The organism is Paenalkalicoccus suaedae, from assembly GCF_006965545.2.
In the GTDB taxonomy this organism is placed as follows: Bacteria; Bacillota; Bacilli; order Bacillales; family Salisediminibacteriaceae; genus Paenalkalicoccus; species Paenalkalicoccus suaedae.
The window spans coordinates 2,716,079-2,735,647 of the sequence record NZ_CP041372.2 but is presented as its reverse complement, the minus strand read 5'-3'; the positions used below and the strand labels follow the sequence as shown (position 1 = coordinate 2,735,647).

General features: G+C 43.9%; 17 protein-coding genes. 13 read left to right on the top strand and 4 right to left on the bottom strand.

The annotated features are described in order from the left end of the window. Nucleotides 1-177: 177 nt before the first annotated feature. From FLK61_RS14650 to FLK61_RS14625, 6 genes are all read left to right on the top strand, one after another. Complete coding sequence (locus FLK61_RS14650; RefSeq protein WP_176010133.1) at nucleotides 178-1,539, top strand: amidohydrolase family protein; 1,362 nt, start codon at nucleotides 178-180, stop codon at nucleotides 1,537-1,539. A gap of 502 nt (nucleotides 1,540-2,041) precedes the next feature. Next, nucleotides 2,042-3,253 carry a M24 family metallopeptidase gene (locus tag FLK61_RS14645; protein WP_176010132.1) on the top strand — a complete coding sequence of 404 codons (1,212 nt, stop codon included), beginning with the start codon at nucleotides 2,042-2,044 and terminating at the stop codon, nucleotides 3,251-3,253. Nucleotides 3,254-3,279: 26 nt separating this feature from the next. Continuing rightward, a complete protein-coding gene (locus FLK61_RS14640; protein WP_176010131.1) occupies nucleotides 3,280-4,479 on the top strand; it encodes a cystathionine gamma-synthase family protein in 1,200 nt (399 codons plus the stop codon). Beyond that, nucleotides 4,476-5,498 carry a homoserine dehydrogenase gene (locus FLK61_RS14635; RefSeq protein WP_176010130.1) on the top strand — a complete coding sequence of 341 codons (1,023 nt, stop codon included), beginning with the start codon at nucleotides 4,476-4,478 and terminating at the stop codon, nucleotides 5,496-5,498. Before FLK61_RS14640 ends, FLK61_RS14635 begins: the two co-directional genes overlap by 4 nt. A gap of 8 nt (nucleotides 5,499-5,506) precedes the next feature. Continuing rightward, nucleotides 5,507-6,946: an aldehyde dehydrogenase family protein gene (locus tag FLK61_RS14630; RefSeq protein WP_430708763.1), complete on the top strand. Its 1,440-nt coding sequence runs from the start codon at nucleotides 5,507-5,509 to the stop codon at nucleotides 6,944-6,946. Between the two features lie 121 nt (nucleotides 6,947-7,067). Next, complete coding sequence (locus FLK61_RS14625; RefSeq protein WP_176010129.1) at nucleotides 7,068-7,817, top strand: SDR family NAD(P)-dependent oxidoreductase; 750 nt, start codon at nucleotides 7,068-7,070, stop codon at nucleotides 7,815-7,817. Between the two features lie 683 nt (nucleotides 7,818-8,500). Here the strand turns inward: FLK61_RS14625 and FLK61_RS14620 are convergent. Continuing rightward, entirely contained in the window at nucleotides 8,501-10,231 is a 1,731-nt protein-coding gene (locus FLK61_RS14620) for an aromatic amino acid hydroxylase (RefSeq protein ID WP_176010128.1), read from the bottom strand. A 177-nt stretch (nucleotides 10,232-10,408) separates the two neighbouring features. Beyond that, nucleotides 10,409-11,311 (bottom strand): EamA family transporter, encoded by a 903-nt coding sequence (locus tag FLK61_RS14615; protein WP_176010127.1) that lies wholly within the window; start codon nucleotides 11,309-11,311, stop codon nucleotides 10,409-10,411. Between the two features lie 180 nt (nucleotides 11,312-11,491). On the opposite strand from FLK61_RS14615, the gene FLK61_RS14610 reads away from it, so the two are divergent. The 5 genes from FLK61_RS14610 to FLK61_RS14590 all read left to right on the top strand — a co-directional run bounded on the left by FLK61_RS14610 (nucleotide 11,492) and on the right by FLK61_RS14590 (nucleotide 15,161). Further along, nucleotides 11,492-11,845 carry a hypothetical protein gene (locus FLK61_RS14610; protein WP_176010126.1) on the top strand — a complete coding sequence of 118 codons (354 nt, stop codon included), beginning with the start codon at nucleotides 11,492-11,494 and terminating at the stop codon, nucleotides 11,843-11,845. Nucleotides 11,846-11,899: 54 nt separating this feature from the next. Then, nucleotides 11,900-12,079 carry a hypothetical protein gene (locus FLK61_RS14605; protein WP_249777607.1) on the top strand — a complete coding sequence of 60 codons (180 nt, stop codon included), beginning with the start codon at nucleotides 11,900-11,902 and terminating at the stop codon, nucleotides 12,077-12,079. 85 nt (nucleotides 12,080-12,164) lie between these two features. Beyond that, on the top strand, nucleotides 12,165-12,653 hold the full coding sequence (locus FLK61_RS14600; protein WP_249777606.1) for a Fic/DOC family protein: 489 nt from the start codon (nucleotides 12,165-12,167) through the stop codon (nucleotides 12,651-12,653). A 218-nt stretch (nucleotides 12,654-12,871) separates the two neighbouring features. Beyond that, the gene (locus FLK61_RS14595; RefSeq protein ID WP_176010123.1) at nucleotides 12,872-13,996 is read left to right on the top strand and encodes a hypothetical protein; all 1,125 of its coding nucleotides are present in this window, start codon (nucleotides 12,872-12,874) and stop codon (nucleotides 13,994-13,996) included. A 31-nt stretch (nucleotides 13,997-14,027) separates the two neighbouring features. Then, complete coding sequence (locus FLK61_RS14590) at nucleotides 14,028-15,161, top strand: PQQ-dependent sugar dehydrogenase (protein WP_249777605.1); 1,134 nt, start codon at nucleotides 14,028-14,030, stop codon at nucleotides 15,159-15,161. Nucleotides 15,162-15,216: 55 nt separating this feature from the next. Here the strand turns inward: FLK61_RS14590 and FLK61_RS14585 are convergent, their stop codons facing one another. Continuing rightward, nucleotides 15,217-15,984, bottom strand: a complete 768-nt coding sequence (locus FLK61_RS14585) for an HAD family hydrolase (RefSeq protein WP_176010122.1) — start codon at nucleotides 15,982-15,984, stop codon at nucleotides 15,217-15,219. Nucleotides 15,985-16,204: 220 nt separating this feature from the next. Here FLK61_RS14585 and FLK61_RS14580 point away from each other — a divergent pair, with 220 nt between their 5' ends. Next, entirely contained in the window at nucleotides 16,205-16,843 is a 639-nt protein-coding gene (locus FLK61_RS14580; protein ID WP_176010121.1) for a hypothetical protein, read from the top strand. A 75-nt stretch (nucleotides 16,844-16,918) separates the two neighbouring features. Here the strand turns inward: FLK61_RS14580 and FLK61_RS14575 are convergent, their stop codons facing one another. Then, on the bottom strand, nucleotides 16,919-17,665 hold the full coding sequence (locus FLK61_RS14575) for a hypothetical protein (protein WP_176010120.1): 747 nt from the start codon (nucleotides 17,663-17,665) through the stop codon (nucleotides 16,919-16,921). Between the two features lie 198 nt (nucleotides 17,666-17,863). On the opposite strand from FLK61_RS14575, the gene FLK61_RS14570 reads away from it, so the two are divergent. Further along, nucleotides 17,864-19,561 (top strand): methyl-accepting chemotaxis protein, encoded by a 1,698-nt coding sequence (locus FLK61_RS14570; protein ID WP_176010119.1) that lies wholly within the window; start codon nucleotides 17,864-17,866, stop codon nucleotides 19,559-19,561. The last annotated feature ends 8 nt before the right edge of the window (nucleotides 19,562-19,569 follow it).

Sequence of the window (19,569 nt, the reverse complement as noted above, 5' to 3'; positions counted from 1 at the left end):
GTAAGAATGCAGACTGGCAAGGAGGAAATCCACGCCGTGGAGGTAGAAATGCATCGTCAAACAAATCCTCCCCACCCAACAAGTAGATCCTGCATTTATAGATTCTTGCGTGTTTTGTGGTGAAAAAAAGTGGGGAGGTGTATATACGTAAGTATCTTTTTTAGGAGTTGATCGTAGATGAAGCAAACGTTGCTAAAAGGAGGAACTGTCCTTTCTCAAGACAAACAGGTTGGGAATTTTACGGTGGCAGACGTCCTCATAGAAGGAGAAAAAATCAAGCAGGTAGCACCTTCCATAGATGCGCCAGACGCAGAGGTAGTTGATGCATCGGACATGATCGTGATGCCTGGTTTTGTTGATAGCCATCGGCACACGTGGGAATCCGTCGTGCGTAATGTAGGCACTGACTGGTCACTTCAAAAATACTTAGGTAGTATTTACTTTGGCAACATTGGCTCTAAACGAACGCCAGAGGATGATTATATTGGCAACCTGTTAGGTGCACTGGAAGCATTAGATGCAGGGGTTACGACCATTTTGGACTGGACGATGATCATGTCGCGTGACCATACGGAGGAAATGATTCGTGGTCTTGATGAGTCCGGGATTCGGGCAGTCTTTGCTCACGGTAGCCCTGGAGAAGAAGAATACTGGAACCGTGAGAGTATGTTAACAACGATAGAGGAAGCGAAGCATATTAAAAAGACGCACTTTAACTCGAATGATGCGCGTTTAACAATGGGTCTCGCTATACGCGGTCCAGAGTTTAGCTCATTCGAGACTGCTGCTGAAGAGATTCGTTTTGGTAGAGAAATTGGCGGCGTTACCTCGATGCATTTAGGCTTCGGTACGTGGGGCGCAGTCGATCGTTCGATTGAAAAGCTGCATGCAGCCAACCTACTCGGTCCAGACCTCAACTTTGTGCACGCAAACGCCATTAGTCCTGAAGAGATGCGTCTTCTCCGTGACCACGGTGGCTCTATTTCTGCAACCCCAGAGGTCGAGATGATGATGGGCCATGGATATCCGGCCATTGGTCTCAGCTTGGAGAATGGCGTGAAGCCAAGCCTGGGCGTAGACGTTGTCACCTCCACAGGCGGCGATATGTTTGCCCAAATGAAGTTTGCGCTTCAAGCGGAGCGAGCGCGCGTGAATGACCATCAATTGAATGATCAGGTCATGCCCGGACCTGAGCTGCACATTAAAGCGCAAGAGGTGCTCGACATGGCCACGATCGAGGGTGCCAAAGCGCTTCTTTTAGAAAATAAAATCGGATCGCTGACACCAGGTAAACAAGCAGACGTTATTATGATCAGGAAGACAGATACAAACATGTTCCCACTCAACGATCCAATCGGCACGGTCGTACAATGCGCACACACCGGTAACGTAGACTCTGTCTTTGTCGCAGGAAAAGCAGTCAAACGAGATGGGCGACTAATAAACGTAGATATGAAACGCATTCAAAAGCTAGCAAATGAAGCACGTGATCGCGTCTTCGCAAACTACGGCAATCCAGACAATGCATGGCTAGTTTAATAAGGTAGAAGATAGAAAGAAGGAACGAGGGCATTGTTGATGCCCTCGTTCCCTTTTTGATGTGGGACGATATTTGGATAATCGAAGCGAGTAAACGGTTAATCGGAGGTAAAGTTCGGTTAATTAAAGTTGGAATTCGAATAATCGAGGTACGATTTCGGATAATGAAAGAGGAAAGACGGATAATCGAAGTACGATTTCGGATAATGAAAGAGGAAAGACGGATAATCGAGGCACGATTTCGGATAATGAAAGAGGAAAGACGGATAATCGAAGTACGATTTCGGATAATGAAAGAGGAAAAACGGATAATCGAGGTACGATTCCGGTTAATCACAGAGAAACCCAAGTTAATCAATCCCAGCCGTCTCACCCCACACCCCCACCAAACTGTCTAACAAAACTATCTGAACATTCATACACTTTGGTCATCACATCTTCTCCTAATAATTACTATAGTAAAAGCAGGTACCATACACTTAATAAAAAGAGGGGGATGGCCATGCTACCGTTTGATTTAACGGAATATCAGGAGCGTTTGCTACAGACAAAAGAGAGAATGGCGGAGAGGAATATCGATGTGCTTCTTCTCACAGATCCCTCCAACATGAATTACATCACAGGCTACGATGCGTGGTCGTTTTATGTGCATCAGATGGTCGCGATCATTATTGATGAACCGCAGCCACTCTGGTTTGGGCGCTATCAGGATGCGAATGGAGCCAAGCTCACTACTTGGGTTTATGACGAAAATATTATCGCGTATCCCGACTTTTATGTGCATGCTGCAACCGATGATCATCCGATGGACTTTATCGGAGAAATATTGCAGCAAATTGGGCAGGGTACAAGACGTCTTGGAGTGGAGATGGATAACTACTACTTTTCAGCAAAAGCATTTGCACGACTGCAACGAGCACTACCGAACGCTACCTTTGTAGACGGGGACTTGCTCGTCAATCGAGTTAGGCTAATTAAATCACCAACGGAGCTCTCTTACATGCAAAAAGCAGCTACGATCGCGGATAAGGCGATGCACCACGGGTTAGAGGCGATCAGGGCGAATGTGCGAGAATGCGATGCCGCGGCAGCGATTTTTTATCATCTTGTCTCGGGCACGGAGGAATCGGGCGGGGATTACCCGTCGATCGTGCCACTCATGCCAGCAGGATCCAATACCGGAATCCCGCATCTGACGTGGTCAGAAAGGAAGTTCCAAGAAGGGGATTCGGTCATCGTGGAGCTCGCAGGTTGCTACAAGCGCTATCACGTGCCGCTTGCCCGGACGGTGAGTATTGGTCAACCAAACGACGCCCTACTAAAGCTTGCGCCAATCGTCACGGAGGGGATAGAAGCAGTCCTGCAAAAGGCTAAGCCAGGAGTTACCTGCAGTGATCTTGAGGCTGCCTGGAGAAACGTAATAGCACGCTACGGGCTAGAAAAAGAAGCGCGACTTGGCTACTCCGTAGGGCTCGGTTATCCACCTGATTGGGGCGAGCATACGGCAAGCATTCGTAAAGGAGACAACACCGTCCTTGAACCGAATATGACCTTTCATCTTATTCCAGCTCTATGGTATGACAACTTTGGTATTGAAATTAGCGAGACGATTCGCATTACAGAAGCAGGAGCAGCAACGTTTACGAACTATCCACGTGAACTGATCGTTCAGCATCCGTTTTTACTCAATCAGCACGGAGGAGAAATATCTTAATTTAATCATGATGAGGAGGAGTCACTATGACAAGGAAAGAACCAACTATGGGGACAAAAGCAATCTGGGCAGGGGAGAAGGATTATTTAGCGTTTGGAGCAACGCAGGTACCAGTTGTGCACAGTGTCTCATTCGGCTATGACGATATGGATGAATGGTACGACGTGGCGATTGGAAAGAAGAAGGGGCACATTTATGGACGGAATACGAACCCGACTGTTCAAGCGTTTGAAGATAAAGTCAAAGCGTTAGAATCGGCCGAGGCTGCTACTAGCTTTTCCACAGGAATGGCGGCAATTAGCAATACGCTTGGCACTTTTTTAACGCCAGGAGATCGAATCGTCTCAATCAAGGATACGTATGGAGGCACGAATAAAATCTTCACGGAATTTTTACCTAGACAGCATATTGAAGTCGTACTCTGTGATACCGGTGATCATGCCGCAATTGAAGCGGAGGTGGCGAAGGGTTGTAAAATCCTCTATTTGGAGACGCCGACGAATCCAACGGTAAAAATCACGGATATTGCGCGCATGGCGAAGGCTGGGAAGCAGGCAGGTGCAATCGTCGTGGTGGACAATACGTTTGCGACACCGATTAATCAAAATCCACTTGCACTTGGCGTAGATCTCGTGTTGCATAGCGCGACAAAATTTTTAGGCGGGCACGCCGATGCGTTAGGCGGCGTCCTGTGCGGTAGCCATGAGCTCGTGGAGCAGGTCTATCACTACCGAGAAATCAACGGCGCGACGCTTGATCCGATGGCGGCGTATCTGCTCTTACGTGGCATGAAAACGCTGAGTCTTCGCATTGAGCGACAAAACGCAAATGCCATGCAGGTAGCAAGGTATCTCCAATCCGTGGACTTAGTAGAAGATGTTTTTTATCCTGGTTTACCAACCCATCCGCACCATGATATTGCGAAGGAGCAAATGTCTGGATTTGGCGGTATGCTCAGTTTTTCTGTCAAAGGTGGGGTGGAGACGGTGCGAGATCTGCTACCTAAGCTACGCTTTGCAAATAGGGCGGCTAATCTTGGCGCGGTGGAAACAATTGTAGGACCGTCACGCACGACGAGTCACGTAGAGTGTACGCCAGAGGAGCGAGCGGCGATGGGCATTCCGGAAGGGTTGATTCGCTATTCCGCAGGTATTGAGGATATTGATGATCTCCTTGCGGATTTAGAGCAGGCATTTGCCGCGGTGGCAAAGGAGGCGGTAGGATGACAGTAAAACTCGCGTTTGTAGGCTTTGGAGGAGTAGGGCAGGCGCTAGTACGACTTCTAGAGGAAAAACAAACGATGCCATTCCAGGTTGTAGCTGTAAGTGATATGCTGAAAGGCTCGCTATATGATCCATCTGGGTTAGACGTACAAAAGCTATTAGAGGCTGGTAAATCAGGTAGCTTAGATTCCTACCAGGATCGACAAGTGGCAAGGGGATTAACGAGCTTACAGACAATCAAGGATACAAATGCGGATGTCATTGTAGAGGTGACGTATACAAACGTGGTCACAGGTCAACCAGCAATTGATCATGTAAGAGTTGCGTTTGAGGCAGGGAAAAGTGTCGTGACAACGAATAAAGGACCTCTCGCCTTAGCGTATAAGGAGCTTTCAGAATTAGCGGAAGCGAATAATTGCTATTTTGGATTTGAAGGGACAGTGATGAGTGGTACTCCAGCGCTTCGCCTTCCGCTGGAAACGCTTGTTGGGAATGATATAAAAGAAATTCGCGGAATCTTAAACGGGACAACAAACTATATGTTAACAGAGATGGAGAAGGGGCTAAGCTATGAGGAGGCGTTAAAGCAAGCGCAAGCGTATGGCTATGCAGAAGCGGACCCGACAAGTGATGTTGAGGGCTATGACGCGAGGTATAAAGCGGTCATCTTAGCGAATGTGGTGCTAGGGAAAGAACTAGCCGTCGATGATGTCACGTGTACAGGGATAACCTCCGTTACGAGTGACGATCTAAAGGAGGCTATCAAAGCTAAGAAGCGGATTCGACTCATTGCGTCTATTACACAAGAGGGTAGTGAAGTAACTGCAAAAGTCCAGCCAGAACGGATTGATGAAACGGACCCGTTAGCTACTGTTGCTGGTGCCACAAACGCTATTTTATATGACTGTGATTTAGCTGGACCAATTTTCTTAACGGGAGCCGGCGCAGGTTTAACAGAGACGGGGTTTTCACTACTCATTGACTTAGTTCACTATCAAAAAAGGTTCATCACTGTTAACTAGGGGGGAGCATGATGCAGACTCAAACGAGAGAGCAAGCAATCTTTAGCTGTGGAGAATGGGTGCATTTACAGGAGACGTTTGATGTGATTAATCCTCAGAATGGCATCACGATTGCTACGGTGCCAAAAGCGACTGGTGCGTTTCTTACAGAAGTGATTGAGCGAACGGAATCCATGTTTCGTCAAAAAAAGTCTTGGGCAACGCACGAGCGCATTCGAGTCTTAGCACGAGCAGCTGATTATATAGAAGATCGAGCAGAGACATACGCCCATACAATTGCGCTTGAAGGGAGCAAGACGATTCGAGAGGCGAGAGCAGAGGTAACGAGAGCGGTCACAACTCTGCGCATTAGTAGCGAAGAAGCTAGACGCATGCACGGCGAGACGATTCCGTTTGATCAGCGACCGGGAAGTGAGCGGCGTCACGGCTATTACATGCGATTACCAATGGGGATTGTTGCTGCAATTACGCCTTTTAATGATCCGCTTAATCTTGTTGCGCATAAGGTGGGACCAGCGCTCGCGGTTGGGAATCCGGTGATCGTAAAGCCGGCGTCCGCTACGCCATTAAGTGCCTTGCTACTTGCGGAAGCACTCGAAGCATCTGGTTTACCTAAAGGCTATTTGTCGGTTGTGACAGGCTCTGGACAGGAGCTAGGTCCTGTGTTAGCCAAGCATCCAAGCATTAAAATGATCTCCTTCACAGGTGGAGCAGAGGCTGGCGATCAACTCGCTAAGCTAGCCGGTAAGAAAAAGCTCAGCATGGAGCTTGGCTCGAATTCTCCTGTCATTGTGCTCAAGGATGCCGATGTGGACGATGCTACTTCTAGCTGTGTAGATGGAGGATTTTCAGCGGCTGGCCAAAATTGTATCGGCGTGCAGCGCATCTATGTGGAGCGTGAGAGGTATGAGGAGTTTGTACGTTTAGCTGCAGAAAAAACGCAGACACTCCGAGTTGGGGATAAGTTACTTGATACAACCGATATTGGTCCAATGATTTCAGCAAGAGAAGCAGAGCGAGTGGAAGCGTGGGTAGAGGAAGCCGTAGCAGGTGGTGCAAAAGTTTTAGCTGGAGGAAAACGGGAAGGTGCATTTTTTGAGCCGACGGTGCTAGTAGATGTACCTCCGTCTGCAACAATCTATCACGAGGAGGTTTTCGGACCAGTTGTCCTCATTGAGCAAATTGATTCACTAGAAGAAGGAGTGGCGAAAGCAAACGACGTAAACTACGGTCTGCATGCTGGTATCTTCACAGCCTCTATTGATCAAGCGTTTTATGCAATTGAACACTTAGAGGTTGGAGGAGTAATGGTGAACGATAGTAGCGATTATCGTGTTGATGCCATGCCGTTCGGTGGCGTAAAGGAATCGGGAGTAGGACGAGAAGGCATCAAGTTTGCTATGGAGGAAATGACGGAGACGAAGGTCGTTTGCTTTCGTATGAAGTAAAAAATCAGGAGTGAACGAAGTTACTTGTGATAGCTAGGAGACTAGATCGTTGTAAACGGAGGCTCTTTTTTGCTATTATTATCTCACAATTTGTGATAGCGCTATCAAAGGAGGGCTTTAGTTGACTAAAACAGCGATTGTAACAGGTGGAGGAAGTGGAATAGGGTATGCCACCGCTATGAAGTTAGCGGATCAGGGTATTAACATCGTCATTGTCGACATTAATGATGAACATGGTAAAGAAGCGGTTCGCATCTTGAAAGAAAAGAACGTCGATGCTTTGTACGTAAGAGCCGATGTGTCTAAGTCTGCAGATGTAAAAAAGTATGTAGAAGCAACAATGGACAATTTTGGTAGGATTGATTACTTTTTTAATAACGCAGGTATTTCTGGTAGTGGTGGTTATTTCCTCGATACAGAGATTGAAGAAATAGAACAAATCGTAGGAATTAATTTACTTGGTGCACTGTACGGAGTTCGCTATGTAGCGGAAATTATGGTGAAAAATGGAGGCGGATCGATCGTTAATATGGCGTCTAGTGCAGGCGTAATCGGTCAAACAACGGTTGTAACGTATTCCGCAACGAAACACGCTGTTGTTGGTATGACGAAAAGTTTAGTTGCGGAATACGCGAAGGACGGTCTGAGGGTGAACGCAGTGGCTCCAGGACCAACTGAAACGCCAATGGTTAAGGCATATTTTGATGCGAATCCAGAAATGAAAGCAAGCGCTGAAAAAGGAATCCCGCAACAACGCCTAGGGACTTCTGAAGAAGTAGCAGAATTAGTGACATTTCTTCTTACGTCAAAAGCTCAGTACATCAACGGAGAAGTTGTCCGGATTGATGGAGGGTTTACAAATTCAAAGTAACGGTTTTAGTTAGTAGTGGAAGGCAGATTTTTATAAAGTAGGGAGGCCGATGTGAGTGATGTTGGCTTCTCTTTTTTTGTGAAGGTGGGGATTTTAAGTGTGTTGTGTTGGAATCACGTGCAAAATAGGTTGGTTCTGAATGGATTGCGCGAGTTGAAGGCGGGATCGCACGAGCCGGGAGGGCTAATCGCGCGAAAAAGAGGTGCGACTGCGTAAGGAGAAAAAAACCGCGCAAGTTGAGGTGCGAACCGCGCGAATCGGAGGGTCGACCGCGCGAAAATCATAGTGGATTGCGCGAAAAAGAGGTGCGACTGCGTAAGGAGAAAAAAACCGCGCAAGTTGAGGTACGAACCGCGCGAATCGGAGGATCGACCGCGCGAAAGTCATGGTGGATTGCGCGAAAAAGAGGTGCGACTGCGTAAGGAGAAAAAAACCGCGCAAGTTGAGATGCGAACCGCGCGAATCGGAGGGTCGACCGCGTGAAAATCATGGCTAATCGCGCGAAAAAGAGGTGCGACTGCGTAAAGAGAAAAAAACCGCGCAAGTTGAAGCCTTTATGCGCAGGTTTAAGCGATAGCTACTTGGAATGCAATCTTTTAACGCACCTTTCAACCAACCCACTCACTTCCATACAAAAAAGAGCCTGAGAAAACTCGGGCTCTTGAACCGATCTAGCACAAAAACTATTTTTTTAGTGGGGCCTTTTCAGCTACGAGTAAACCGTTTCGAATGAGTTTGCTTAATTCGCTTTTTGTGCGTTGAAGCTCATTCAGCTCTTCTTTTACGACTTGAAGCAGGTCAAGATCTGCTTCGGTTTCCTCCAGGATTTCCACAATTTCTAAGCGAAGTAACCAGTCCTCCGGATACTCACTTAGCGATTCGTGCACAGCTTTGAGCTCGCGTGCACCATCGCTTAGTTCTTGTTCACGGACAGTGCGAACTCGACCGTATAACTCATCTAGCTCGGTTACTTCCTGTTCGTGAGCGAGCGTAGATTCTGCTGGAAGGTCTTCTCCAAAGTAGGCTTCGCTGTCTGCAGCTCCAGCGAAGACAGAAGGAATGGTTGCTCCAACTGCCATATCGTAATCGCCCCATTCAGGCTCAAACAAACGCTTATCTCCAAGTGTAACTACAGCATTCTTCCACTGGATCAAAATAGACTTTCCGTTATGAGTTAACACGTTATGAACCGTTCCAGTAACAACTACACCAGAGGCAAAGCGAAGCTCTGTTTGACTACCTACTAAAATGCCAGCCTCGGCAAGCTGCTCTGTAGTCATTTCTTCAAGGGACGTACCATCCTCTAATAGTCCAATTGGAGTTCCGTAACCATCGGTGTGTGTATGACGACCATGCCCATCAATTTCTAGATCATTTACCGCAAGAGAAGTAGGTTTTGAGGCTTGAAGATACACCACTTCACCGTCTTCATTTCGTTCCCCACGCTCCCACGTACTTGTTATCTGTAAACCAGATGATAATTCAATCGTCGCCGTGCTACCAGATGCCACTGCTTTATCAACACTTTCTGTTCCACCACGACGAAAAGCCATCGTCTCAGCAAATTGCTCCAGCCCTTCCATCAATTCGTCAAATGAAGCAGTCACGAATAGTTGAGGCTGTGGCTTCGTAATATCAAACGTCGTGTTTACTACTTTATCAACCTCATAAGGCACCTTTTCCACTTCTTCGCTTAAAATGTTGCCACCTTCTTCAACAGAAGAGAGGAGTCCAGCTCCGTAAATTTTTGGATTCTCAAGTTTGCCAATTAATCCGTACTCTACTGTCCACCAGTATAGACGACCTATAAGCTCCGCTTCTGATTCTCCAGTTACAAGAGATTCTTTTTCTGAGATAGTTTGTTGCGCTTCCTCAAGCTGTTCTTTCGTCGCACTCCCTTTTTCAAGCAGGTTTGAATACGCTCGAACAGCCTCAAACACATCATGCTCTTCTTTTGTCGCAATCGCTTTTTTCCCGATTTCACCAAATCGTTTTACATACGCGGCGTATGTTTCATTAGCAAGAATAGGGGCATGGCCAGCTGCTTCGTGAATCATATCTGGAGCAGGGGTGTACTGAATATTTTCAAGCTTGCGTATTTCTGCTACTACAGGCAGAATGCCGTGGGATTGGAAATCAAAGAATGCGACTCCCGGAATAAAACCGTCGATTGTAGCGGCTCCAAGTCCAAAGCGACCAAGCTTTTCGTTCATCTCTGCTACGTCAGGTATTTGTTCGATAGAGATTCCAGAAGCGGTTAGTCCATCTGTGTATGCTTCGTGTGCTAAATTCTTTAATGTCTCATGGTTTTGTCTCATCACATAGCGCCACACCGCATGGTTAATTGGTGTATAGTTATCATAGTTTTGTGTAACGGTATATTGGCGCAGGTGCGCTGGGATTTTTTTCGTCATTGGGGAAATCCTCCTTTAAATAACACACAATACCCATTTACTAAAACGCAATAACGCTTCACCTGAATAAAGTGCTGATACGTATATTTTCGCATGAGGATATTTCTTCGTCAACTGTTTAGCCTGACGAAGGAATAGTCGTGCGAAGAAAATGTTTGATTGTTCATTCCTCAAAGATTACCCTGCTTTCGCCTGTTGATAGCGCCTAGTAGCTCTTCGCTCGACGGTTAGTAATACGGATCCTAAAATAGCAACGATCCCCATGAACTGCCAAAATGAAATGATTTCTTGAAAAACGAGAAGACCAATTATAATTGCAACAACAGGTTCTATCGTAGAAAGTATTGCAGCGCGGCTTGATTCTACCGTTTTAAGTCCCGTTGTATAAAAAACATAGGCTAAAACAGTTGCAAAAAACGCTAGGCTTACTCCATTAGCCAAAACGGGCGCCGTGAGGAGGACATCTGCTTTTTGCCAAATCTGCGTGACAGGAAGAAGAAAGGCGCTCCCAATTATCATGGAGTAAACAGTAATGGTTAAGGCATGATAGCGTCCACTCACGTACTTGCCAAAGATGCTGTAGAGTGCATAAAAAAATCCAGATGCTATTCCAAATAAAATCGTCATCATAGAAGCATTTAGAGAGCCTGTAGGAAGGAGTCCTACTGTAAAAGCGCATCCAATAAACATGAGAACGAGTGCGATTGTTTTATTTCGTGTAAAGGCTTCTTTGAATGTAAATCGCGAGATTATGGCTACAAATACTGGTCCAGTATAGAGAAGGACGACTGCTAAAGAGATACTAGCCTGCTCCATGACGGTAAAGAAGAAATAGTTAAAAAATGCAATGCTTACGATACCAGTTCCGATAAAGAATGGGAGATCGCGAAGCTTTATAAGTAAGTAAGAGGGTTTTACTATAGCTAAATAAAGAATCAGTAAAATAGCGGCAAAGCTCAAGCGTATCGTTACTACCTCAAGAGGTGTAAAAGAGTAGTCATATAACCTCGTTACGAATAAACCGGTTGTACCCCAAAGCGCTGCCCCAGCTATGATAGATAAATAAGCGATGTTTTTCATGAACAACAGACCTTCCATAAGAGCTAATCTCGGTCTATTGTACATCTGTGATGAGCATCCGTCTATTTAAAAGGAAGAAAAAGCCTCGCTTATTCTACCTCATTTGTTATATAATGTAATAAAGAGCTTTCAACGTAATCGCTCTAATTTGTACGAGAATGTCACCGTAGGGGGTACCAGATGATTAATGAAGCAACGCTTGCTATCTTGCTAGTCGTATTTATGATGCTTAACTTTGTTACTGTGGGATATTTATTTTTTGTATTAATCGATAAAATGAGAATGTCTAAAGTGAAATCAACGTTATATATTACTCTGCAAGTAATAAGTACGTTTTTAGTTGCGCTCCTGTTTTATCACTTCGTCATTTCGCGATTTACAGACCCAGCTTATCTCAATTTCCCTAACTTAAGAGACTATAGCTTGTACTATATGATTGGCTGGAATGCCTTTTTTGCCTTCCTTGCTCTTCTCTATTTACTAAACGCAATTGCACATCATATCTATGCCAAACGACGTTTAGAATCGTACTAATTTGCCCCGTTTTGTAGTATAATAAAGAGGTAGAATAGGATGGAGGCGATCTGCGTGTCGCAGAAGACAGTCGTGCAGGTGGAGTCAGCACTTTGTTGTGCCAAAGGATCACTTGCTGTAGAAGGATTGACGTTAACAGCTAAACAAGAGCAGCTTGTCAAAGATCAGCTTCTCGGAAATGTCTCTCATGAAGCGTTTGTAAAGCAGGCTCTTAAATTATCGCGCCATGGGTAAATACGGATCTGGCGCGTCAAAGTATTGCTATCCAGGGACGGACGTACTCATCAACCTTTTTCACATTCGTCAGGATGAGCAGCTCATGCAGCTTGATGCTATGTTCACATCTAAACGCCTTTCTGAGCTCCAGCTTAAGGAGCTATCGGGAAGGCTTGATTTTTCTCATTTTAAAGAGATTCATCGCTACATCTTTCAAGATCTTTATCCGTTTGCCGGTAAGCTACGTGAAGAAAATATCTCGAAGGATGGGTTTACATTTGCTCAATGGACACATTTAGAAGAAAACGGAGAAGAGTTATTTACGAAGCTTTTGTCAGAGGACTGGGCTGAATTAACCACTGCAGAGCTTGTCCATGCACTAGCACACTATTTAGCAGAAATTAATGTATTACATCCTTTCCGTGAAGGCAATGGTCGAGCGACAAGAGAATATATTCGCCAGCTTGCACGGAGGTACGGGTTTGCGATTAACTGGTCTCGAGTAGATAATGATCGAATTTTACAAGCATCTATTCGTTCTACTTACGACGAAGGACCACTTCGTGACGTACTATTAGAACTGTTGAGCTAAATATAGATGAAAAGCAACGGGGCTAATGAGTATGCTACTACTCATAGCCTTTTTATATGTAAAAGAAGAGTTTGTATCACGTTTTTATGGAACGACAGCCTGCGTAGACGGTAAAATAATATGGGTATGGGTTGTCCGTGCGCGAGAAGGGGTATAAGTAGCATAGATGCCACATTTGTGTCTCCGTGCGAAGGAATGTACAAAAAGGAGTTGTCAATATGGCTATATTAATGGGGTTATTTATTTTGTTGCTCATTGCTTGGGTGCTGAGTGCAACCATTAAGATTAAGCGAAGCGCATTAATGATGCAACTGCAAGATTTTAATACACAATCATATAAAGATTATTTAAGAGAGAATAAAAAACTTGTCACACCAACAAGTGAAATGCTGTTTATTATTCCAGCATTAGTAGCCATATTTGATGGCACACAAGAAATGATTCTTTTGACAGCGGCGCTTGCTTTTTTAGTCGTATTTGTTCGCTCCATTACAACGAGTCAAAAGGTAGAAGGGACGATTACGTATTCGAAGCGTATGCAACGTCTCATAGGCTTTAGCTATGCCTCCCTTTGGTTATTTGCAGCCTTTGCCACGGGCGCAGCTGCAGCTGGATTTGCAGAGCTTGCCGTATTGCTTCTTGTTACGCCAGTCATTTTTGCACATCAGCTGATACGAGTGATTAATCGTTTAACAGGTCCTATCGAAGAGAATGTGTCACGTCGCACTATGGAAGATGCTAAAAGACTTATTCGTTCTTATGAGGCAAAAATAATTGTCGTATTTGATAAAAATCAGCCTTTTTTAACAGATGGTATTAGTCAAAAACTAGGATCCGATCATGTCATCATGTACTCTCTCTATGACCAAACAACGGAGGAAATTGCGCAAGCTATAAATAAAGACTTAACAGAGACGCACTCTTACGTCGTGATACGTTTTGGACATGCAAACAAAGAGGAAGTTGCGGATTTCTTCACGATACTAGAACCTAACTGGATGGTCGTTGATCGATTGAATAAAGAGGATAAAAAAGAATTGGCAGACACTTTAACCACCGTTTCGACCCAGACAGAGAAGGTGTTTATTCTTACCGATGAAGGGAATTCTCTACATGGGATGAACCATGCTATTACGGTCTCAAGTAAGGACCAAAGTGCAACAATTCACGCGACGGATGTCGTAAAGCACTCATCAGGGATGGAAGGAATAGCGGTTTATCAAGGCGTAGGAAGGTATCCTGTCCGAACGGTCTCTCGCGATAATCAGGAGCTAACGCTTGAGCTTATTTGGATCGGTTTAGCAAAAGAGTTAGGTTTTTTGAATGATACAGAAAGTGTATAAGTAAGACTATACGTAACGTTGAGGTGATTGGATGAAAAAATGGTTATATGCGTCACCCTTACTACTAATGGCGTGTGGGGGAGAGCCTAACGATCCGAACGAGCCACCGCAGGTAGATAGTAATAATGCTACTCCTAGCGCGGAAGAGAATAATAATCTTGAGAACGATCAGAATACGAGTAACGATGAAGATAGTCAACAAGCATCCTTATCGTCAGATGACGAATGGAACGTAGAGGTTGTTGCCTCAAATTTGGCTTCCCCATGGTCTATCACGATTGAAGATGAGGTCATTTATATGACTAGTCGAAATGGGTCTATCATGAAGCTACAAGATAATGAGATCATGGAGCAAAATATAGACACATCTGACTCAATTGTACAGGCAGGTGAAGGAGGTTTGTTAGGGTTTACGATGCATGAAGGACAAGCCTTCGCATACTACACCTATGAGAGCGAAGAGACAGGATTAACAAACCGAGTTGTAACTCTCGAGGAACAAGATGATAATTGGGTCGAAACAGGTATTCTTTTAGACGCTATTGAAGGTGATAACATTCATAACGGCGGTCGCATAGCTGTTGGCCCTGATGATATGCTGTATGTAACAACTGGCGACGCAAATGAACCTGATTGGTCTCAGAACGAATCAACTTTAGCAGGTAGTATTTTACGTATGACGCTTCAAGGGGACGTGCCTGATGATAATCCGATAAATGACTCATATGTATATAGCTATGGCCATCGAAACCCTCAAGGATTAGCGTGGAATGAGGAAGAAGAACTTTATAGCTCGGAGCATGGCCAAACAGCACTTGATGAAATTAATCTGATTGAAGCAGGCAACAACTATGGATGGCCAGTGATTGAAGGCGATGAAGAAGAAAGTGGGATGGAGACACCTGTTGCACATTCTGGTGATGATACATGGGCTCCTTCTGGAATAACTTTTTATGATAATCAACTTGTTGTAGCAGGACTTCGAGGCGAAAGTTTATATGTATTAAATGAAGATACGGAGGAGTTAGAGGTCATTTTTGATGGAGAAGGTAGATTACGTGATGTCGTTTCTCACAATGATGCTCTCTACGTTCTAACTAATAATACGGATGGACGTGGATCACCTGCGGATAATGATGATCGATTGCTTCGTTTAACGAGATAATGTAAAAAAGAGCTTTAGGTCTAATTAGTTTTAAGACCTAGAGCTCTTTTCTTAATTATAGTAGCTTATGTAGATCGTTAAGCTCTTTAATTTCATGTGTAGCTTGTACAGGTGGCGTTGGCTTGTCAAATCGATTCAACCACACAGAATCAATGCCTGCTCTATTCGCTCCTAGAATATCTGTTTGTGGATTATCTCCAATCATAAGCACATCTTCTTTCTTCACGTTTGCTACTTCTAACGCATGTACAAAAATGGACACATCCGGTTTACCTTTCCCAAAATCACCGGAAATAATAATATGATCGAAGTAAGGCACGAGCTCTGGTGTAAGCTTAAGCTTTAAGTTTTGCAACGAAGGCGCACCATTCGTTAGCATAAGAAGCGTGTATGATTGCGAAAGTTCTTTTAGTATCGGCAATGCATCGTCGAACAAGAACGGACTATTAATACGTTGTTGAATAAATTGGTCCTTTAACTCAAGTGCCAACTGATCATCTGTGATCCCTACTCGCTCCAATGCTGTCTGCCATGTTTTGAACTGATAGTCCTCTATAATGCTGTGAAGCTCTTGAAATTTCTCGCCCTCATCATTAAAAGAGCCCCATAAACCTTCGAATGGATTAATCCCAATCATCTGTGTGAACGAGTAAACGTCGTAGCCACTATAGTGACTTCGCGCAGCTTTTCGTACTTCGTCTTCCAATACCTTTGCATCGACATTGTCGACGGATTGACACGTTAATTCTAATGCTGTCTGAATACTTTTTTCGTCCCAAAGCAATGTATCATCTAAATCAAAGAATAAGGCTTTTTTACTCATGAAGACCTCCTAGTAGTAGTATGACACTCATTATACGCATCATTTGATTGTTTTGGGAAGAATGATAGAACCCTAATAAAATTCTTTTATTGTCAGAAAATATAAGTCTTTCCTCTTAAATAACACGATAAGATTTTATACATTTTTCGACAAAACCATACTTTGGTCGTGATTAAAACGAAATTTAATAGTATACTGAATGTGAAATGGAGGGGATGGCGTGCTTGTAAAAATGCTCATGAGTACTTTACTAATGATGATATTGTCAGCTGGAGCGATTTTTTTCGTCATCCAAACGGACGTGCTATCTGCAGACGGAGGAAACGACTATGAGAATGGTACTTTAGCTTATACATTTTCAGATGAGACGTACTTTTTTCATCTATCTCGCGAATCCATTCGAGATACGATCGAAGAAGCGACATCTACCGTTGAAAGTATCGAAGGATATTTGCTTGAAGAAACAATGTCGACACTCACACAACCGGACATTGCATTTGTTTATGTCGAAACGCCACGGTTAACAGCTATAAAAGAGACAAAGCTTATTTATGATCATTTTGGAAGAACGCCATCTGTGCCGGAAATGGAAGCAAAGCTATCCGATCAATTCTTACCCATCCATGTTCGATTTACCTCCAATAGAGGGTTTGTGTATGAGGTCGTTCTTTATCAAGGAGCGGAAAAGGTTTCATCTATTAAACGCGAAGTCACCGGCGCAGGAGCAATGCAAACCGTCTACGTAGATACGAGTGGTATTGATTTTAGTCAGCCTGCGACAGTTGTTGTAGAAGATCAGATGGACGAAGCATTATTCGTGGAATACGCGGTGGATTTTGGTTCACTAAATAGAAAGTAACGAAAAAAGAAGCTGAAACCAGCTTCTTTTTTGATTGACGCATTATAGCTTCATGCTTGTAATCTAGGGATACTCTTATAAATCTGAGTTAAATAACCCTGGATTTTGCTCAGACAACCTTTCTAAAATCTCAGACTCTGTTGCATAATATGCCTGAATTTCTTCTTCATCCGATAGAGATCCTTCGCTAATTTGTCCCCATAGGAACGATTTTGCAAACTGATACTCTAGCTGCCTAAGATAAAGTGACTCATCATCAGCTTCAAGCTCATCTAAAAGAACCGTTAACGACGCATTTGAATCAGAAAGCGCCTCTTCGTTCTCTACATATCGAAGTAAATCTTCTTCGTCATACGAATACCCAACTTCGTCCTCGGCGTATTCAAACCACGCTCGAAGTTCTAAAGCGATCCATTCTGCATCCTCTTGGATCAAGTCTTCTTCAAGCACATTTTCATCATCTTGAATTTGATAAGCATTATATAAAAGGGCATGCTCATATAGCGCCTCAGAAGAAAAGGGTTCTAAGTTTGGATCAGGTCTATAAGCCTCAAGAGCATCTTGAGCTTGCTCAATTAAATCCTCTTGTATATCAGGATCAAGGGTTTCACCCTCAGAAATAGCAATATCCTCTTGAAGAGGTACCGAGTCTCCTCCAGATGAAGGTGTTTGTTCTGATGATTCGTCCTCTAACTGAACGGTATTAAGATCATCCTCCGCTACCTGAAATTCTCCCGTTTGATCGGAAAGAATGAGCAGAGCGGATAGCGCAATTAGGATAACTAATCCCCCTGCAAGAATGAAGATTTTGTTCCTTGCCATTTGCTCACCTCAACCACATACATTTTTATTCAGTATACCACGCGTGAAAAATCTTTACCCAAAAGGAATATAATAATTTTATTAAATTCTTCATACAGAAAAAATATAAATTGATCTCCGAATGAAACTTTCGTATGATAAAATATACATACATCTTATTAAACGTGTTACTTTTTTAACAGACATGAGAAGGCGAAGGTGAATGAAGTGAGATTTATTAGGGATTTATCATTAAGAAAAAAGTTGGTCGGGACATTTCTACTCATTATTTTACTTTTAATTATTGGGGCAGGAATCTCTTTCGCCCAAATGAATCAAATTAGTGATGATATTGATACATATGCGCAAAGAAGCGAGCGAGCAGTTGTCGTAACAGACGTTGCCTCATTAGTTCGATCTCAATATATTTCCATTGCGGACTATATTCGTACAGGTGGAGAGAACTCGAATGAGGAATTTTTTACATCTCAACGTGAAAAACTTGATGGCTTTTTAGAAGAGCTTCGAGGCAGAATGTATACAACAGAATCTCAAGAGCTTTTTGAGCAATTAGATGCACAAGTGACAACGTTCAACGAAGCGTTAGTAAACGTCCCATTAGAAAGAGGACCTCTGCAAACGTCACGAATGAATGAATTAGCAGATTTGCGTCATGAGATTGTAGAAGATAGCTTAGCTTTAGCAGAATATGCAGTGAACGAAGCTGAATTGGCGCGTGATGATGCCCGTGATATCGTAACCTATAATCGAATTATTTTTGTCGCTATTATTTTAGCAATTGTGATAATTGGCGGAGGTATCTTCTTTGCAGTTGCTACTCTGCTATCAAGCTCAATTAATCGAGTCGTACAGACAACAGATGAAGTCAGTAAAGGAAATCTACAAGTTGCTCCTCTTCCTGTTAAAGGAAAGGATGAGGTAGGCACGATGTCTCTTGCTGTAAACCGAATGATTGATAGTTTACAAACGATGATGAGACAGGTTGGCGATACCGCTGATCAAGTCGCTGCAAGCTCAGAACAACTTTTAGCAAGCTCTAACGAAACAAGCCGAGCTACAGAAGAGATCTCTCAGTCTATTCAAGAAGTAGCGTCTGGAGCAGATCAACAGGTAGAGCGAGCTGCGGCAAATGAAGAGACAGTTGCACAAATGGCAAAAGGAATTACTGCAGTTAGTGGAGCAGTATCTGAGGTAAATAAAGCAGCCTCCTCTTCATCAGCAAAAGCATCTGATGGGCAACAAATTATTAGTCAAACTGTTACGCAAATGTCGACGATTAATACATTAACAGAGCAGATTGATTCATCTGTAAACAGACTTTCAGATAAATCGGAGCGAATCGGTAAGATCGTATCACTAATTACAGATGTAGCAGAGCAGACTAACTTGTTAGCACTCAACGCAGCTATCGAAGCTGCTCGTGCCGGAGAGCACGGGAAAGGGTTTGCGGTTGTTGCAGATGAAGTGAGAAAGCTTGCGGAGCAGACCTCCAATCAAACGAACGAAATTCGTTCCCTTGTAGCCCAAATTCAAGAGGAAGTATCATCCTCTGTTTCTTACACAAAGGATGGTAGACAAGCCGTTCAGTCTGGCATGAAGTATGTTGAAGAGGCAGGTACGTCTTTTGAGGATCTATCTACTGCAATTGGTGAGGTTACAAAACAAATGGCACACGTTACGGAGGCTGTTTTAACGGTCGATACTGGTATCCAAACCGTCCGTGATTCTGTGAGAGAAACAACGGAGATAGCAGAACAATCAGCTGGCTATACGCAAAATGTCGCGGCATCAGCAGAAGAACAACTAGCATCGATGGAAGAAGTAAGTGCATCAGCGAATCAATTAGCAAAGATGGCAGAAGAACTTCAAGAAGCTATCCGCACGTTTAAGCTATAACTAGTAAA

What these genes read in the sequence shown, in the direction of transcription:
- FLK61_RS14650 (WP_176010133.1), top strand. Translation starts at nt 178, where the DNA reads ATGAAGCAAACGTTGCTAAAAGGAGGAACTGTCCTTTCTCAAGACAAA.
- FLK61_RS14600 (WP_249777606.1), top strand. Translation starts at nt 12,165, where the DNA reads ATGCAGCTTGATGCTATGTTCACATCTAAACGCCTTTCTGAGCTCCAG.
- FLK61_RS14590 (WP_249777605.1), top strand. Translation starts at nt 14,028, where the DNA reads ATGAAAAAATGGTTATATGCGTCACCCTTACTACTAATGGCGTGTGGG.
- FLK61_RS14620 (WP_176010128.1), bottom strand. Translation starts at nt 10,231, where the DNA reads ATGACGAAAAAAATCCCAGCGCACCTGCGCCAATATACCGTTACACAA.
- FLK61_RS14595 (WP_176010123.1), top strand. Translation starts at nt 12,872, where the DNA reads ATGGCTATATTAATGGGGTTATTTATTTTGTTGCTCATTGCTTGGGTG.
- FLK61_RS14575 (WP_176010120.1), bottom strand. Translation starts at nt 17,665, where the DNA reads ATGGCAAGGAACAAAATCTTCATTCTTGCAGGGGGATTAGTTATCCTA.
- FLK61_RS14645 (WP_176010132.1), top strand. Translation starts at nt 2,042, where the DNA reads ATGCTACCGTTTGATTTAACGGAATATCAGGAGCGTTTGCTACAGACA.
- FLK61_RS14585 (WP_176010122.1), bottom strand. Translation starts at nt 15,984, where the DNA reads ATGAGTAAAAAAGCCTTATTCTTTGATTTAGATGATACATTGCTTTGG.
- FLK61_RS14640 (WP_176010131.1), top strand. Translation starts at nt 3,280, where the DNA reads ATGACAAGGAAAGAACCAACTATGGGGACAAAAGCAATCTGGGCAGGG.
- FLK61_RS14610 (WP_176010126.1), top strand. Translation starts at nt 11,492, where the DNA reads ATGATTAATGAAGCAACGCTTGCTATCTTGCTAGTCGTATTTATGATG.
- FLK61_RS14635 (WP_176010130.1), top strand. Translation starts at nt 4,476, where the DNA reads ATGACAGTAAAACTCGCGTTTGTAGGCTTTGGAGGAGTAGGGCAGGCG.
- FLK61_RS14630 (WP_430708763.1), top strand. Translation starts at nt 5,507, where the DNA reads ATGATGCAGACTCAAACGAGAGAGCAAGCAATCTTTAGCTGTGGAGAA.
- FLK61_RS14615 (WP_176010127.1), bottom strand. Translation starts at nt 11,311, where the DNA reads ATGAAAAACATCGCTTATTTATCTATCATAGCTGGGGCAGCGCTTTGG.